General features: G+C 41.2%; 12 protein-coding genes. 9 read left to right on the plus strand and 3 right to left on the minus strand.

Going from position 1 to position 18664, the window contains the following annotated elements:
- Positions 1-128 precede the first annotated feature (128 nt).
- Both AAEY99_RS09665 and AAEY99_RS09670 read right to left on the minus strand, forming a co-directional pair.
- Positions 129-740 carry a SprT family zinc-dependent metalloprotease gene (locus tag AAEY99_RS09665; protein ID WP_351010311.1) on the minus strand — a complete coding sequence of 204 codons (612 nt, stop codon included), beginning with the start codon at positions 738-740 and terminating at the stop codon, positions 129-131.
- 82 nt (positions 741-822) lie between these two features.
- Positions 823-2004 (minus strand): PA0049 C-terminal domain-containing protein, encoded by a 1182-nt coding sequence (locus tag AAEY99_RS09670; RefSeq protein WP_351010312.1) that lies wholly within the window; start codon positions 2002-2004, stop codon positions 823-825.
- Positions 2005-2575: 571 nt separating this feature from the next.
- Here AAEY99_RS09670 and AAEY99_RS09675 point away from each other — a divergent pair.
- The 6 genes from AAEY99_RS09675 (at position 2576) to AAEY99_RS09700 (ending at position 8682) form a co-directional block, all read left to right on the plus strand.
- Entirely contained in the window at positions 2576-3901 is a 1326-nt protein-coding gene (locus tag AAEY99_RS09675; protein ID WP_101086191.1) for a sigma-54 dependent transcriptional regulator, read from the plus strand.
- A 220-nt stretch (positions 3902-4121) separates the two neighbouring features.
- Positions 4122-4739 (plus strand): FapB/FapC family functional amyloid domain-containing protein, encoded by a 618-nt coding sequence (locus AAEY99_RS09680; protein WP_101086190.1) that lies wholly within the window; start codon positions 4122-4124, stop codon positions 4737-4739.
- A 25-nt stretch (positions 4740-4764) separates the two neighbouring features.
- Positions 4765-5835 (plus strand): FapB/FapC family functional amyloid domain-containing protein, encoded by a 1071-nt coding sequence (locus tag AAEY99_RS09685; protein ID WP_101086189.1) that lies wholly within the window; start codon positions 4765-4767, stop codon positions 5833-5835.
- Between the two features lie 54 nt (positions 5836-5889).
- Positions 5890-6594: a C39 family peptidase gene (locus AAEY99_RS09690; protein WP_242445110.1), complete on the plus strand. Its 705-nt coding sequence runs from the start codon at positions 5890-5892 to the stop codon at positions 6592-6594.
- Positions 6595-6604: 10 nt separating this feature from the next.
- The gene (locus tag AAEY99_RS09695) at positions 6605-7318 is read left to right on the plus strand and encodes a hypothetical protein (protein WP_101086188.1); all 714 of its coding nucleotides are present in this window, start codon (positions 6605-6607) and stop codon (positions 7316-7318) included.
- A 29-nt stretch (positions 7319-7347) separates the two neighbouring features.
- Positions 7348-8682 (plus strand): transporter, encoded by a 1335-nt coding sequence (locus tag AAEY99_RS09700; RefSeq protein WP_197708416.1) that lies wholly within the window; start codon positions 7348-7350, stop codon positions 8680-8682.
- 161 nt (positions 8683-8843) lie between these two features.
- Here AAEY99_RS09700 and AAEY99_RS09705 read toward each other — a convergent pair whose 3' ends face one another.
- Positions 8844-9755 carry a LysR family transcriptional regulator gene (locus AAEY99_RS09705; RefSeq protein ID WP_101086187.1) on the minus strand — a complete coding sequence of 304 codons (912 nt, stop codon included), beginning with the start codon at positions 9753-9755 and terminating at the stop codon, positions 8844-8846.
- 129 nt (positions 9756-9884) lie between these two features.
- On the opposite strand from AAEY99_RS09705, the gene AAEY99_RS09710 reads away from it, so the two are divergent.
- From AAEY99_RS09710 to fusA, 3 genes are all read left to right on the plus strand, one after another.
- On the plus strand, positions 9885-14438 hold the full coding sequence (locus tag AAEY99_RS09710) for an ATP-binding protein (RefSeq protein WP_101086186.1): 4554 nt from the start codon (positions 9885-9887) through the stop codon (positions 14436-14438).
- Positions 14439-14591: 153 nt separating this feature from the next.
- The gene (locus AAEY99_RS09715; RefSeq protein WP_351010315.1) at positions 14592-16061 is read left to right on the plus strand and encodes a diguanylate cyclase; all 1470 of its coding nucleotides are present in this window, start codon (positions 14592-14594) and stop codon (positions 16059-16061) included.
- Positions 16062-16453: 392 nt separating this feature from the next.
- Positions 16454-18547: an elongation factor G gene (fusA, locus tag AAEY99_RS09720; RefSeq protein WP_101086185.1), complete on the plus strand. Its 2094-nt coding sequence runs from the start codon at positions 16454-16456 to the stop codon at positions 18545-18547.
- Positions 18548-18664: the final 117 nt, after the last annotated feature.

Here is an 18664-nt window from a genome sequence, read left to right on the forward strand (position 1 = left end):
AGCGCAAAATTAAACCCTAAAATTAACAAAAACATCATTACAGCGCAGGCTTAGCCTGTCATTTTGGCTGATGTTAAGCCATCAGATGCGATGACGCAATTGATACCGTTTATTATTCCGAGCAAAGGTTATTTAGGGTTAAAAGGGGTTAATGTTTGTTGGCAGCGGCGACAGCGATATTGAGTTTGGCCACGGACAATTCTGTTGTGACGTCTTATGGTTAAGTTGATACTGCCACAGCCACAAAAATATTCGAATTGTTGGCCACTGACCGACTGAGTATTGAGTTGGTGAGTGGTCTTGGGAGTAATATTAAATGTCGTCAGCATTACGCTCTGCCATTCTTTACCATGAGGTCTTACTTTACCAAAGAGATGGAAACAGACTAAATGGCTAATTTCATGTGGTACCACTTCGTTAATAAAAATATCCGGATTTTCAGCCAGTAACACCGGGTTAAAGCGTAATTTATTGGTTTGTAAATGTGCTGTGCCGGCGCTTTTTCCACGTAAGCTAAAATGCACACTAGGGCGTGGGAATTGACGTTTAAAATGTTGTTCGGCTAATAGGTAGTCCGTTTCGACTTTGGCCAAGATCTGCTGTTGTAAAGGATCACTAACGGAAGTGTTCAGCGATGGGTGGGTTCGAGAGCCCACTGATAACGAAGACTCCTTTTCGTGGATATCTTGCGTTAATACTTGGTGTGTGCGCTGAGTGAGATTAAAAATACTTTTAAACATGTTGAATTGCTTCACTTGCCTGAATGATTAATGAAAGGTTCAGGCAAGTAAAGTATCGGCCTGTTAAGTTAGTTGGTAGACATTACAGTGTGCTCGCCGCTGCAGCTATCATGGCGCGTATTTGCTCGACAATGTCTGACTCTACTTGTGAGTCGTAACCTTTAATACGTGGAGTATGAATGTGTCCTACCGGTAAATTCAAGTTAAATTGATCTCGAAGTAAAATACTGCGATAGGAAATTTCATTGGATAAATAGCCGCCACCAGAGCCTTCTACAGAAATTTTTTTTTGTAGTTCAGTCAGTGATGATGCCTTAAATTGTCCCCGAGATAAGGTGCTAATTTGATTATTGTCATTGACACTCCAATGCCCTTTCACTGCCGCCATTGCTTCAACGGGCAAAGAGAATTGCACAAACTCAGGACCATTTAATTTGCCATCGGCAGAGGTACCACCGTTAAATAATGGCGCTTTAGGATTGCGCTGACTGGCACCCGTTAATACATTTAAATTGTCTGGAGCTTCTGCGCTGCGATTACGTCCAGGAAAGCGTTCAATGTCGAAATTTTCACGACCCATACTAATGGTAAACACCATGTCGACACTGTCTTCACGATAAAACGGCGTGAGTAACGATTCGATAATACCATTGTCGAAATCGCTAAACCTTACTGGAATCATTACGGTTTCGATCTGGGCTTTTTTACCATTAACCTCAAAACGATAACCATCGAGTGCTAATGCAGCTAAACCTGATGGATTGCTTTGGCCAATATTTCTATCAAGGAAAAAGGGGTCAAAACCGGTCACTAAAATATTAATTTGTGTATCGGGAGAAAACGTAATATCGCTAAAGCCGCGAGAGGACTTCTCAACTGCTTTGACTAAAATATCACGTTGCCAATCGGCCATATTGAATCCGGCTTTTTCTTGCTTTAGGACGTTACGCATGCTTAAACGACTCCAGTACAAGGAGCGATCATCACTGTGTCCCGATTGTACATCTCGTACAGCTTGCTGCCATAACCTATGCCCTTGATGCGCTGCCATTTCGGTAACGGCTAACTCATCAGTAGATTGGGCTAACTTGACCTCTAAAGTATCACTGATCGCTTGATAACGATTAACCACATTAGGCATAGTTTGCCCCGCTTTTGATACACGCATCTCTTCAACATCTTTTGAGAGCGGCCCAGCATTAACTGCAGTAGATAAGGTTAATGCCAATGTACTTAACATTATAAAAGCATTGTGTTTAATCATGATGGTTCCTTTAGGACCCTAGATGTCTATCTTTGGGTTGCATTTAACGACTTTACTGCCCGTGAGGCGGTCTACGTTATAGTTATAACACAGTTGTTTAGAGGGTTTAATAGGACTTTAAGACTCGTGTCAGTAAATCGTTTTTAAATTATGGATTGAAGTTAACCTCTTTGGAGGTCGTTAAATGTTGCAGATATGGCGATTTAATTGCAGCTTTTTATATACTATCAGCGCTTCTATACCATACTAAGATCATAAGAAAGATGTAGCTGAGATAACAGATACACTAAAGTTAGTCATCGTTACGGTTAATCTGGGGTGATAAGTCGATAAAAAGATGATTAAAAATGTACCAAGTGTGGTTCTGACCATGTATTAATATTGAATCAAATAATGATACTAGCTATGAGTGACTACATTATTGATATATTAAATTACCGAAGATATAAACGATTAGCCAATGATCAGGGTTTATATTTCAGTAATATTATCCGGTTATATCTATAGATAAGATGCACAGGCTAACCTTGTGTTAGCACTTTGGTGCTCACTGTATCGAAAGGATATCAACATGGAACCATTACTAATGGCAGGTTTTCAGTGTAATGAGCTAAATGAAGTACTTTCTCGATTAGACTTTCAGCTTCACTACATTGATAAGTATGATCAAAATAAAATTCCCATCAATTGTGCCCTGTGTTTAATCGATCTTCGAAAAGAAAATATCATAAATGAAATCAATTATCTGGTCAGAGAGTTAGACCCTAGGGTCCATATCATTGTACTCATCAATAAATCACAACTCGACATTGTAGCGATCACAACTTTTATTGCGCAATATGCTTGGGATTTTTGTACTAGCCCTATTGATCCTGAAAGATTAGCGAAATGCTTGGGTCATGGCATTGGTTTATCTAAATTAAAGCAACAGCATCATGTTCCACAGCCTGAATTAGCTGGCAAAGAAACCGATCCATCGGTGTATCCATCGGACGTCATGCAACAGTTATTTCGTCAAGTTGAGCGAGTTGCACCGACAGATATTCCGGTGCTCATTCGAGGTGAATCTGGCACTGGTAAAGAATTAGTGGCGACCAAACTACATCAATTATCTTCTAGGAAAGATGGACCTTTTATTACGGTTAACTGTGGTGCTATGGCTGCTGGCTTAATTCAATCGGACTTATTTGGTCATGAAAAAGGTGCCTTTACGGGAGCAACAAGTAACAGGAAAGGCAAAATTGCATTGGCTGACGGTGGTACATTATTTTTAGATGAAATTGGTGATTTACCCGCTGAGTTGCAAGTCAATTTATTGCGTTTTTTACAGGAGGGGTTGTACGACTCAGTGGGCGGCGGCATACCGCAATCGGCTGACGTGCGTATTTTAGCGGCGACTCATGTTGATTTAGAAAGCGCCATTGATCAAGGCCGTTTTAGGTTAGACCTTTATTACCGTTTGAATGGCATAACTATTATTACCCCAAGGTTAAAAGAAAGGCGTGATGATATTATCGGTTTAGCCAATCGATTTATTCGGGTGTATTCGAATGAATATGGACTTGTGACAAAGCCATTATCGCAATCAGCTTGCCATGCACTATTAAACTACCCATGGCCAGGAAATGTCCGCGAGTTAATTAATCGTGTTCGCCGAGCGGTGGTATTGTGCGACACGCCGCAGATAAGTTCACAGAACCTAGAGTTAGCTAATATCGATAAAAAACGCCACATTGCGCTATCGCTTAAAACCTTAAAAGACAATGCTGAAAAACAAGCCTTACAACAGGCTATTCTGATTGCAGACGGTCAAGTTGAGCTTGCAGCAAGTTATTTAGATATTTCAAGGGCAACCTTTTATCGACTCATGGACAAACATCGTTTACCGCTGATGTAATTGGTTTAATTGAGACACTATTTAGTTGCTTATTCAGTCTTAATATTAAGATTGTACCTAAAAATAGAATTAAGCTTTATATCAATAACCTAGCTATTTTTATTCTTAACTTTAAGAATTCCTCTTGATCTAAAAAACGCTATCTATATGAAATTTAATAACTTTCATATTTGGCATAAGGGTTGCTATATCCTTTTATCAAATATGGAAGGAACATCTTATGGAAATCATTAGCCAGGTACATTGCAAATTGTTGCAATTATCATTGAAGCGAGCAATACAGCTCAGTGCGCTATTGCTGGTTGCTCATTCATACGCTGATGATTCAACGGTGATTGGTTCACATGTGATGCAAGGCGCAGGTCGGGCAAGTATCAACCAAGCTGCTGGCGATTTTAATATTCAGTCTAACAGCCATGCATTAGGCCAACGCACGTCTATCCAAACGATTAATTACAACCAATTACCGCAACCAACATCATTATCAGAATTTAATAAGCAACTTACTGCAGTAATAGACAGCCAAGCCTTTGCTCAATTTCAAGGCTTAGCCAGTATTAATCAAGTCAGCGGTGAGCAAAACATACAAGCTAACATAGGCAGCATTGCCATGGACTCGACCCTAGAAACCATCATAGGGCAAGGGTTGAATGATGAAGCCTTAACTCAAGTGTCGAGCCAATTGGCACCGTCATCTTATCAATTATCACACTATCAGGCCGACATCGCTCCAGACAGTTTTTTGGATGCGCAGGGCGTGATGCAGATTAATCAAATTTCTGGTGACAATAATGTTGCCATTAACCAGTTCTCGTTGCAGTTACCAAGCGGGAATTAATAATCATCGATCGGAGGAATGGAAGATGAAAAAACTCACTCTAGTGCTAAGTATTGCAGCAATAATGAGTAGTTCTGCATATGCAAATGGAATGACAGATTCAGACAGTAGTGTTGAATTAGATAAAAAAATAGATGTATCTAAAGAGCTTAAATATAAAGGTAAAGTGACCATTGAAGGCACTATCACGGCTAATGGTTTAGGCATGGCTGTAGTTGAAAATGTACAGGAAACTAGCGCAAATTTAGTTGAAAATTATTATCACGATAATGACGCTAAAATATCTGGTAATGCGTTTGAAAACTCAAGCGGTAATATTGGTGTTAACCAAGCGGCAGGTGATTTTAATGCGCAAAGTAACTCAGCTGCATTAGCTTCTATTGATGCCGGTTTTGCTTTTGGCTCTGGTGATGCTGAAATCTTCAGTACTCAAATGGGTGGTTTTAATGGTGTGTGGAACGAAGCCTCAACTAATACATCAACCATCAATGGTGCGTCGTTCATGAATGCCTCAGGTAATATTGGTGTCAATGTTGCTGCAGGTAACAACAATATTCAGGCTAACAATATGGCCGCGTCTTCATACAATGGTCGTTTAGGTGAAGCCAGTGTGTCTAATGTGCAAAGTACTGGGCATAACGGCACGATGAATATAGGGGTTGTTCAGGATAGCGTGGAATATGTCGATGTGGATCTTGTTCTTGATGCCGGAGGAACCTATGAAGGTACGTCCGCTTTAAATGATGCCTATTATCCAGAAATTATTTTAGAAGGTGACGGAGAACATAATTCAGGAACAGGAACTGTAGTGGGTCATGTTGATTTTGATACAGAAAACCCATCTGGTGCTGAAGTGATGACCTTTGATGAAGAAGGTGATTTAGCGCTTAATGGTACCGTGAGTGGTCAATTACCTTTCTTTGTTCAAACTGTGCTTCAGAAGTCTAATAATTCTTCATTATTAGCTGGAACAGCCTTCCAGAATGCATCGGGTAACATTGGGGTTAACTTGGCCAGTGGTACGGGTAACCTTCAGTCAAATAACCTTGCTTTAACAAGCATTACGGGTCCAGCAGAGATCATTTCTGGCGAGTAAAGACCTCATGATACGTTATGAATAAGGCAGGGGGGTAACCCCCTGATTCATCTTATGCGCGACATAACTAATTTAATGATTGCACTGCTGATCATGTCCAGCTTTAGTCTCACTTATTACAGTTACTCAGCAGATATCCCATTAACGGGTGTCGTGCCGGGTATGGGAACCTATTCTAAATCTATTCAGAGTATACGTGAGCGAAAATTTGAGCATGTTATAGAGCAAAAAACCGACTTTTCATGCGGTGCCGCAAGTCTAGCTAGCTTGTTGAAATATGCCTATGACCGTCAAGATATAAATGAGCAGGAAGTGTTAATTGGCATGTTAGAGCATGCCGATCTGACATTGGTACAAGAGCAAGGATTTTCACTGCTTAATATGAAACGGTATCTGCAATCTCAAGGATTAAGGGGGCGGGGATATAAAGTCGGTGAAGCTGAAATGTTGTTGCTCAAGATACCTGCCATTGTATTACTTAATGATGGTGGCTATAGCCACTTTGTGGTTTTTCGTCGACATGATCGCGGAGAAGTCTATTTAGGCGATCCCGCATTAGGTAATAGGATCATGACAATGGATGAGTTTACCCAAAAGTGGAATGGGGTTGTATTTGTGGTTATTGGGCAAGAGTATCGACGTGATAATCCATTACTACATCCAAGAGCAAAACTAACGTTTAAGGCACTCGATCCGCTCTCACCTATGACGGATGCTGAGTTACTTGAGTTTGGTTTTTCTTATTCAGATATGCTTTAAGGAGGAAGTTATGAAACTAAGCATGATGCTATTACTGACGATTGCAGCACCTGTGATGGCCAGTTCGCCTTCATTGACGGTATTCCAACATAGCCAAGTGCTGACAGACTTTGAATTGGAATCAATGAAAGGTAAATACACTAATAATGGCCAAGATTATTACTTTGGCTTGCAGATGCAAACGCAGTTTATTCAAGATAATGGTGTCCAGCAACAAGTTGGAATGCAAATTGAGTTTTCTCAAGTCGACAATCAGCCCTCAGTGAATATTACTATCAGCGATCCCAATGCCATTAGTAGTAACAATGGGTTTCAGTTAGATGCTTTGGGTCAAACAGCAGGATTACAACAACGAATTCAAATCGCTGGGAGTAAAAACTTAGCCGTCAATGAATTAGATATGGCTCAAGGGCGATTAACCCCGCTACTGCAAGGGATTAATGTTGCCGTCGGCACAACGCTTGTGAGTAATAATGGCAACACCACGTTTTCGGCTAACGGTAATACAGTTGGCTATCAGGTCGAACTGGCTTCAGGCAGAGCCAGTCAAGGTATTAGTTATCAAAATGGCAATGGTCAGTTAGTTCAAAGCATTTTTATTGATGGACTCAGTCATGGAGTGATAAACCAGTCTACACTAAGGTATGACGGTATGCCTGTTGGACCAATTGAGTCAAATATACTTGGTAGGCAAATCAGCGATTTAACCGCACTAGGATTTTAATTCATTTTGTACAAGCCAAGGATGTATTTATGAATAAGAAATGGACCTCAGCTGTCGCAGTGATCCTGCCTGGAATATTGGCAGTACCTGCGTATGCTGCAGATACTGATCCTCAACCAGCCTTAGAAACAACCTTATCTGAACAAGATATCGCAGTACTTAAACAGAAATTGATTCAGTTGAATCAACAAATTAAATTACAGCAACAGACCATTAATCAGATGGCTCAACAGGTGCTCAAGCAAGAGGCATTAAACAGACAAGCCAGCACGAAAGATCTCGCCTCAACGACTAAGCAACCATCAACTCCATCATCTGCAACATCATCTGCAACATCGTCAGCCGAGCGACAAGATGTTCAATCAAGCCAGCAAGGCGCAATCGCCAGCAACACAACAGAACGAAAAAAAGCGCCAGACAGAGCAAGAAGTACTGATGATGTATTACAAGAAGCACATAATGTCTTCTCTCGGAAATTTACCGTAGAACCCTCATTTACCTATAGTTACTACAGCCGTAAAGATCTCATTCTTAGAGGCTTTTTAGCGCTTGATGCTATTTTTTTGGGTAACTTAAACCTAGATCGTATTCGCACTAATACAACACGATTGGATCTCACTACCCGCTATACATTAAATGAAAACTGGCAGTTTGAGCTCGGTTTGCCGTATCTGTATCGTTGGACTCAGTATGACTCAGTGGGGGAAGGCAACTCTAGTCAACGATACGAAACGGCTAAAATTAGTGGTGGTCAAATAGGGGATGTCAGTGGTGCAGTTTATTACCGCATTAATACTGAATCTGTAGATTGGCCCGATTGGGTATGGAACTTCAGAGTTCGCGCGCCAACGGGAAAAGATCCTTTTGGGATTTTGCTTGAAACATCTGATACCGGCAATTTAACCTATCCTACAGAAATGGCAACGGGTTCAGGTGTTTGGGGGGTATCGACAGGGTTTAGCTTAGCAAAAACGTTTGATCCTGCGATTGTGTTTTTTAATTTAAATTACGGTGCTAGTTTTAAAGAAAGCTTTGATGACTTATCTGGCGCACCAGGGTTAAGCCCCGGTGAAATTGATTTAGGCAATTATCTGGATTACAGCGTGGGATTGGCCTTTGCGGTTTCCGAACGAATGAGTTTGAGTATGAGCTTTAATCAGCGATTTTACAGTAAGACCAAACAAAGACCAGAAGGTGGAGAGTGGGAGAAAATCCCTCGTACTGACACCAATACTGCGAGTTTAGGTATTGGTGCTACGTTAGCCTTATCGCCCAATCTGTCTATGGTGACATCAATGGGTGCTGGACTAACAGAAGATTCACCAGACTACCAAATCAGTCTGCGATTTCCTTATCGATTTTAGTGCTGTTCAGAAAGCTTCGCGTTATAAGTTTCTCAATCGAGATAACCTTAAATGGCTTATTTGGCCATTTGAGGTTGTTATTTGAGCTAATGATTCTGGTATTGATGCGAGACCATATGCATAACAAAGACCCGATGGTGACTCGTTTGCCAGTGTATAGTTTAACTCATCATCGAATTCAGTGATTCTTGGCTGGTATATCGTTTGGTGAAAAAGTCTAAAAAAGCACTTATATTACTGGCTAATTGACGGCGACTTGAATACACCCCATACACTTTAAACGGTTCCATTGGCCATTCTTGTAAAATGGGCACCAAGCTTCCGGTTGCAAGTTCTTGCTTGCAACTAGTATTAGAAAGCATGGCAATACCATAATCATCCAACGCTAAACGTTTCACCATACTGGCGCTATTAACTCGCACTTTACGTTTAAAGGTTGCCATTATTTTACGGTTACCTTTGCCTAACGCCCAAATGGGTGCCGACAGTGTAGTGCCGAGTAAAATGCCGTTATGCTGAGTTAATTCTTGTGGTGTTGCAGGGCTGCTGAATTTTTTAATGTAACCAGGGCTTGCAACCAAAATTGGCTGGCGTTCAAATAATAACCTGGCGACAAGATCTGATGACTGTAGTGGACCATACTTAATTGCGATATCGTAACCTTCACCCACAAGCCCGACATCGTTATCGGTAAATTGAATATCGAGTTCTATATTGGGATAAAGGCGCATAAAACTAGAACATAAATGGCCGATAACATCTTGTGAAAATGATACCGGAATGGCGATACGTAACGCACCAGAAATATCATTATGGGTGTTTTCTATGGTGGCTTTGGCCGCTTCAATTTCATGACTAATAGAATCACAATGTTGAAAAAATAATGCGCCTACTTGAGTCAGACTTAAATTTCGGGTGTCTCGTTGCAGTAATCGTACCCCGAGTTGTTCTTCTAATTGAGCAACTTTACGACTAATTGTTGATTTAGGTTGTCCGATCTCTCGTGCTGCTTGAGAGAATCCTTTTGCTCTTACAACGGCTGCAAACAGCATCATACCGTTCAAATCGGGCATTCAAACCTCACTGTCTCAATTATGGAACAAAGCGTCCAAGCTAGTTTATATGGTAATTTACCCATTAACAAAGTTATATTTACGGGCTAAAAAAATTTTTCAGAGGCTATATAAGCAGAGGATCTAAGGATGACCAGCAAAAAGCAGCCCGCTAACAAGACTCAAGCACTATCGGCTGACCCACTTTTCTTACAAGCTGAACACTTGGCTAAAGACTTTTCATTATTTCCTGCTCATAACAAGCAGAGTTTATCTGAAGAAGTGAAAGGATTATTAACAGAAGATTCCATTCAATCAAACTTGAAGAGTTTGGCATCTTTAGACGTTGACGGTTATGTCAATAAAGTTATTCAACCGACTTTGGATAAAAACCGCCCAGGCGCGAAGCGTATGATCGCTGACTTAAAAGGCAAGATTATTGCCGAAAGTCATATCGGACCGTTTTACCGTGCTGAAGTGGAACTTAACTTTGGTACTCGTACTCGCCGTATCGGTTTTATTGCGCAAGAGCGCACGACCGCAAACGGTGCATGGATGCCAGAACACCATCTTGCAGCATGTAAGGCGATCCGTCACTTCGCAGAATTGTCGATGCCAATAGTATATTTAATTGATACTCCTGGTGCAGATGCTGGCGAAATTGCCAATAGCCAAAATCAAGCGCATACCATTTCTAAAGCGATTGCTGAAAGTGCTAATGTTGATGTACCGACTGTCGGTATTGTGATTGGTGCAGGCTATTCAGGTGGTGCAATTCCATTAGCTGCAGCAAACATTTTACTATCTGTACGAGATGGTATTTTTAACACCATTCAGCCACAAGGTTTACAGAGCATTGCGCGTAAGTACAACTTGTCATGGCAGGAATGTGCTAAATCGGTAGGCGTGTCACCAGAAGAGTTATATACCGCTGGGTGTATTGACGGCATTATCGATTTTACTCCATCAGATAAAGATGAGCGTCAGCATAATTTCCGTCGTGCGATTATCAGTTCTATTGAAGCCGTTGAACGTGCAGCAATGAACTTTGTGCGCGAATCTACCGATTTAAAAGAGCATTATGATCGCAGTTTACAGCGTTATTTAGCGCCGTCGGCTAATCTGCTCACACTTGAAAATAATACCCGCTTATCGGTCGCCAATAACCCAACGATGTACCACAATATTTTTGGTAGTGCATATCGTTATTTGCGTTATTTGACCTTGCGTAGCCGTATTCATTCAATCTCACAAGAACAGTATGGTCGCTTATCAAAAGTGAGCGTGCCAGAAGGTGATTTGTTAGCGCGCATTAAGCAAGAACAGGAACGCGTGTTCCAGGCGTGGTTAACCAACCCAGATAAGCTTGTTTACGATGAAGAACTGAATAAACTTTGGGGTACATTCAGCGCTAAACGTAAAGACATTTCTGCCGAACGTAACGTGATTACACGTTTTATTTTGGGTGAACCAAAAGAGAACTATAAAAAAGCACGTAAAGCATTGTTATTTAACATTGGTTGGTCGTTATATCATCGCTGGAAAAGTAACGCCGCTAACAATTTCAATGGCTTAATTAAGCATTTAGAGTCACTGCCTAAATCTACAACGCAAGCTCCATGGCCTGAGCTAAGTCAGCTTACTGTATTGGATATTGTGGTTAACGATGAATTACGTGCTGATTTTATTTGGCAGTGTCATAACGTGCTTATCTTCAATGCGCTATATGACAATGTCGTAGGCAGCTTGGCGTCAATTTCGAAAGAAGCCATGATGTCAAAAAGTTTATCTCGTGAATCAGTGGATAAATTACTCCACAAATCGATTGATAACGCATTATCGACAAGCGACAAAGCTAACGACAAGAGCAAGTTCTATAAGTGGCTTAAATACTTTATGGATCAATCGAATCGTGCTGAATTGCTTACTCGTGTAGAGCAATGGAAGAGTGTCGGTTTCCCGCAGTTAAACGATTCGCTGTTTGTAATCTTAACTTATTTCTTCGAGCGTCTATTACCAGAGTACTTTGATAGTGAAGATGAACACGATAAATACACTGGGACAATTAACCCTGTACGTATTGGTCGTCGTAAGGATTTTTGGAACCGTTTAACCATGGGTTACCAAGACTTACTGATCCAAAAAATTCTTCGCGAAGAGAAAAAACAAGGCAAGATGGGCTGGGAAAATATTATCAAACAGTTCTTTACTAAGTTTGATGAAATTGATGCCGACAAAATGTCAGCTAACATGCTTAACTTCCCTGGTTTCCGTTTATCGATTGAAGATGCTATTGATAAAAAGATCCGCCCTTGTGGTTTAATTACTGGTCTGGCTGACTTTAATAATAATGGCAGTAAGTTACGTGTTGGTGTTGCCATTTCAAATACGGCATTCCAAGCGGGTGCATTTGATATGGCCAGTGCTGAAAAATTCAGTTCGCTATTAATTGAATGTGCTAAGCGTAAATTACCGGTTATTTGTTTTATCAGCTCTGGTGGTATGCAAACTAAAGAAGGTGCAGCGGCATTGTTTTCAATGGCGGTCGTGAACGACCGTATTACGCGCTTTATTCGTGATAACGAATTACCGGTATTGATGTTTGGTTTTGGTGATTGTACTGGTGGTGCTCAAGCCAGTTTTGTAACCCATCCTTTAGTGCAGACTTACTATCTTTCTGGCACCAATATGCCGTTTGCTGGTCAAATGGTGGTACCTGCGTACTTACCATCTACAGCCACATTGTCTAACTACTTATCTAAAGTGCCAGGGGCAATGACGGGGTTAGTTCATAATCCATTTAGCGACACCTTAGACACTCAGTTGTCGGGTATTGATCCACTGATGCCATTACCGACAATTAAGATTGAAGAAGTGATTAGCAAAGCGTTGTCGACTTTAGTGCCTGAAGTGATTGAGCTAGAGGACGTTATTGTACAGGACGATCCTCGTGCATTGATGAAGCCTATCCATAAAGTACTAGTGCATGCTCGTGGTTGTACGGCAGTTAAACTGATTCGTAAAGCACACGACAACAACATTAATGTGGTGTTGGTGGCCTCAGACCCAGACATGACATCTGTTCCTGCAGATATGCTGAAAGATACTGATAAGCTTGTGTGTATTGGTGGTAATACTTCAGATGAAAGTTATCTCAATGCTTACTCAGTATTGAAAGTCGCTGAGTATGAAAACGTCGATGCGTTGCACCCAGGTATTGGTTTCTTGTCAGAAAGCCCACAGTTTGCGGCATTATGTGTTAACAATGGGGTCAACTTTGTTGGTCCTAGCGTGCATTCAATGACCACTATGGGTAACAAATCTAATGCTATCCATACTTCTCAAAAGCAAAATGTGCCGGTTGTTCCTGGTAGTCATGGTATTTTGACAAACGCAGAACAAGCCGTGAACGTAGCGTCTGAAATTGGTTACCCGGTATTGCTTAAAGCGGTGCAAGGTGGTGGTGGTAAAGGTATTCAGGTTGTTAAACGCCCTGAGGACATGATTGGTTTCTTCCAGAAAACTGCGACAGAAGCCGCCGCTGCGTTTGGTAATGGCGATTTGTATTTAGAGAAATACGTTACCTCATTGCGTCATATTGAAGTGCAGTTACTGCGTGATAAATTTGGTAATACCAAAGTATTGGGTATTCGCGACTGTTCAGTGCAACGTAATAACCAGAAAGTGATTGAAGAGTCTGGTTCGACTATGTTGCCTGAAGAGCTCAAACAGCGCGTGATGGAATACACTCGTGCGTTAGGTGAAGCGACCGATTACATGGGCGCAGGTACCGTTGAGTTTATTTATAACTTAGATGCTAACGAAGTGTACTTCATGGAGATGAACACACGTCTTCAAGTAGAGCATCCTGTGACTGAAGCGACATCGGGTATTGATATTGTTAGCGCGCAGTTTGATATTGCTGCGGGTCGTTCAATTGAAAATCTACAGCCAATAGACCAAGGTTACGCCATGGAAGTGCGTGTGACGGCGGAAAAAGCGGCGCTTGATAGCCACGGTATTCTTCAGCTTATTCCTAATCCTGGTAAAATCACTGAATGTGTATTGCCTCAGCGTGACGATGTAGAAATTATTTCGATTGCAGCAGCGGGTAAGGAAGTATCGCCATACTATGACAGCTTGATCGCACAGATCATTATACGAGGTACTGACCGTGCCGACGTTGTGTCTAAAATGTATGCCTACTTAGATAGCGTAGTGATTAAAGGTATTGCGACTAACATTCCATTGTTGAAGCTTATCCTTAAAGATCCAACCTTCAACGAAGGGGTGTATGACACAAACTACTTGCCTCGCTTAATGGCTGAGCTAGACATTCCAGCACTGATTGCTGAAATGGAAGCGGCAGCAGAAGCGATTGAGGTTGATACTGAATCATTACGTGTTGGCGAAAGTAACGAGTTGAAAGTACTGGCTCAAGGCGCAGGCATTTTCTATACCTCTCCAGCACCAGGTGAAGCAGACTTTGTTAAAGAAGGTGACATTGTCACGGTTGAACAAACATTGGCATTGATGGAAGCAATGAAGATGTTCTCTCAACTAACGTTAGCGGGCTTTAATCGTCAAACAGGTGTGTTATATCCTGAAGACCAAAAGTATCGTATTGAACGTATTCTTAATAGCAATGGACAGCAAGTTTCACAAGGCGACTTACTGTTTGTGATTTTGCCAATCGAAGCGTAATACCTACGATTGATTGTTGAATAAAATACCCGCTATTTAGCGGGTATTTTTTTGTCATACTTTCGTATGTTGTAATACACTTAAGAGTATATACACTTTTGGTTCAACTAATTTGTTGGACCATATTGTTGGAGCATACTATTTTGAAAAATGATGCGAACATTGAGTCGACTTGAGTTCACTAGCGTATTATTGATTACGCTGTTGATATTCATTAATTTGATTAACGCTAAGCATGCCAGTGCTTCGGTGGTTGAGAGTCAGTCTGCCATCAATTCAAAAAACCGTAATATCATCCGTTATTGTGTTGATCCAGATTGGTTACCTTATGAAGCCATTGTCGATGGCCGTCATACTGGTATTTCATCTGATTATTTAGCATTATTAACCGACTATACCGATTTGACTTTTGTGTTAGTGCCCACCTCGTCTTGGCGACAGAGTTTAGAATTACTCAAACAAGGTACATGCGAGTTAACCCCCATTTTAAATCAAACCCCCAAACGCGACGCCTATCTCTCTTTTAGCGATATTTTTTTTAAATCTCCAAACGTCTTGGTGTCATTAAAATCCCAACCTTTTTTACAAGGCTTTGAAAACATCGGTGATCGCTTATTGGCTATACCCAAAGATTATCGTCTAGTGGAATATATCCAACAATTTTACCCGACTATCAATACCGTGTTGACTGATAATGAGCGACAAGGATTGGAAAAGGTGGCTAACGGTGACGCGGATGTCTTCGTAGGGTCGATGTTTTCTGTTAACGCGTATATTCAACAACACGGGTTAACCTCGCTAAAAATAGCGGGTTGGGGTGGTCCTGAAGATGAGTTGCGTATTGGCGTTACTCATGCAAAGCAAGGTTTGCTGCCACAGATTAATGCTGGATTGGCAAAAATCACTAAGGCAGACCATATTTCAATTTATAAAAAATGGCATAATATTACTGTTATTGAAGACATTGATTACAGCCTAGTGATCCAAGTGGTGACTGCTCTAGGAATGTTTATCTTATTTCTGCTTTACCGAACAATGTGTGTGAGCAAGTACAACCTTCATTTAGAAACCAACAACAAGCAGTTGCAAAAATTACAGTTAGAGCTGGAGAAGAAAAATTGCGACCTCGATTTTTTGGCTCAACATGATCCGCTGACAAAATTGTATAACCGCCAATATTTTAATCAAACCTTTTTAGATGATGCAAGGCAGCCGCTGAAAAAAATGGGTCAGAACAACAAGATGAGTTTGATCATCATGGATATTGATTTATTTAAAGCAATAAATGACCTGCATGGACATGCAATTGGAGACAAAATATTAGTTCAAGTCGCACAAGTATTACAAGCATCAGTAAGGGAGCTTGACGTTGTAGCCCGGTGGGGCGGTGAAGAGTTTGTGGTGGTTTGTCAGCATGTACAGTTACACGATGCCACTGAGCTTTGCCAACGAATTACTGATGAACTTAGTCATTTTCATTTTTATCACAATATTAACGTGACCTGTAGTTTCGGGATTGCCTTATTGGGCGAGAATGAACCTATACAAGCTTGCTTTGAACGAGCCGATGCCGCGTTATACAAAGCTAAGCAGTCTGGGCGTAATCAATATTGTAGTGCGTAGATAAAAACCACATCTTGCTGGATGTTTGTGCCATTAGGAAAAATCGATCTTTATGTGAATAAATGCATATTTGTTGTGGTGTGATGTTGTTTCGCGACATTATGTGGCTCTAAAAATGCCGATTTAGGTATTTCATCTAAAATTTAACATTTTTCGGTCAAATTACCCCTAAGACTAAAAAATAATCTACTATATTTTAGTTAATTGTTTTATATGCAATTTATAGCATTAATTGAGCTTTTTTATGCTAAAAACAAATAAATATTGCAACAGCTATTTGCGCCCAGCAAGGTTCCAATTTACAATATGCGCCTTAATAACCTGATGTGCGGTGTGTCGGTTCTTTTTCGCATGCTCCGTCTACTTCTTAAACTAATCATTAAAGTTGAATCATGACCGAATTATCCAAATACAGAAACATTGGTATCTTCGCTCACGTTGACGCGGGTAAAACCACGACCACCGAGCGTATCCTTAAGCTAACCGGTAAGATCCATAAGATCGGTGAAGTACATGATGGTGAATCAACCACAGACTTCATGGAACAGGAAGCTGAGCGCGGTATTACCATTCAGTCGGCAGCGGTAAGCTGTTTCTGGAAAGATCACCGTTTTAACGTTATTGACACTCCTGGCCACGTTGACTTTACAGTTGAAGTTTATCGTTCGCTAAAAGTGCTTGACGGCGGTATCGGTGTATTCTGTGGTTCAGGCGGCGTTGAGCCTCAGTCAGAAACAAACTGGCGTTATGCTAACGATTCTGAAGTTGCGCGTATCATCTTCGTAAACAAGTTAGACCGTATGGGTGCTGACTTCTTACGTGTTGTTAAGCAAACTAAAGACGTATTAGCGGCTAACCCATTGGTTATGGTTTTACCAATCGGTATCGAAGACGAATTCTGTGGTGTTGTTGACCTACTAACTCGTGAAGCTCACATTTGGGATGATACTGGTTTACCAGAAAACTTCGAAATTAAGCCTGTACCAGCTGACATGGTTGACATCGTTGAAGAATACCGTGAATTGCTGATCGAAACTGCTCTTGAGCAAGACGATGCTTTATTAGAAGCTTACATGGAAGGTGTTCAGCCATCTATTGAAGACGTTAAGCGTTGTATCCGTGCGGGTACTCGTACAATGGCTGTGTTCCCAACATACTGTGGTTCAGCATTCAAAAACAAAGGTATGCAGTTATTGCTAGATGCCGTTGTTGATTATTTACCTGATCCAGTTGAAGTTGATCCACAACCTCTAACTGACGAAGAAGGTAACGAAAATGGCGAATTCGCAATCGTTGATGTTGATGCACCTTTTAAAGCATTAGCGTTCAAGATTATGGATGACCGTTTTGGTGCGTTAACTTTCGTACGTATCTACTCTGGCCGTTTGAAGAAGGGTGACACCATCCTTAACTCATTCACTGGCAAAACAGAACGTATTGGCCGTATGGTTGAGATGCAAGCTAACGAACGTAACGAACTTGAATCAGCACAAGCTGGTGACATTATCGCTATCGTTGGTATGAAGAACGTGCAAACTGGTCACACTTTATGTGATCCTAAGCACCCTTGTACACTAGAAGCCATGGTATTCCCTGAGCCAGTTATCTCTATCTCTGTAACGCCAAAAGATAAAGGCGGTTCTGAGAAAATGGGTATCGCTATCGGTAAAATGATTGCAGAAGATCCATCTTTCCGTGTAGAGACTGACATTGATTCTGGTGAAACCATCCTTAAAGGTATGGGTGAACTTCACTTAGACATTAAGGTTGATATTCTTAAGCGTACTTACGGCGTTGACCTAATTGTAGGCGAGCCTCAAGTTGCTTACCGTGAAACTATCACTAAAGAAATTGAAGATAGCTACACGCACAAGAAACAGTCTGGTGGTTCTGGTCAGTTTGGTAAAATTGACTACACTATTCGCCCTGGCGAGCAAAACACTGGTTTCACTTTCACTTCTAAAGTGGTTGGTGGTAACGTACCTAAAGAATTCTGGCCTGCTGTTGAGAAAGGTTTCAAGAGCATGATGAACACAGGTACTATCGCAGGTTTCCCTGTGTTAGACGTTGAACTTGTGCTTCAAGACGGTGCTTTCCACGCAGTTGACTCGTCAGCTATCGCGTTCGAAATCGCTGCTAAAGGTGCTTTCCGTCAATCTATGCCTAAAGCCGGTGCGCAACTTCTTGAGCCTATCATGAACGTTGACGTATTCAGCCCAGATGACAACGTTGGTGACGTAATTGGTGACCTTAACCGTCGTCGCGGTATGATCAAAGATCAAAACGCTGGTGTTACAGGTGTTCGTATTAAAGCTGACGTACCGTTATCAGAAATGTTCGGTTATATCGGTTCACTACGTACAATGACTTCAGGCCGTGGTCAATTCTCTATGGAATTTGCTCATTACAGCCCTTGTCCAAACAGCGTTTCTGAGAAAGTTGTTGCTCAAGTTAAAGAACGTAAGGCTGCTGAAGCTAAGAAGTAATTCTAGTTTCGACTTGCCCATAAAAACCGTTGCCTAGGCAGTAATGCTATTCGGATAAGCATTACTGTTTATATTTAAGTGGATAACGGCTAGGTATATAGAGCACTGAGCGTGGAT

The sequence above is a fragment of the Shewanella sp. S1-58-MNA-CIBAN-0166 genome, assembly GCF_040310085.1.
In the GTDB taxonomy this organism is placed as follows: domain Bacteria; phylum Pseudomonadota; class Gammaproteobacteria; order Enterobacterales; family Shewanellaceae; genus Shewanella.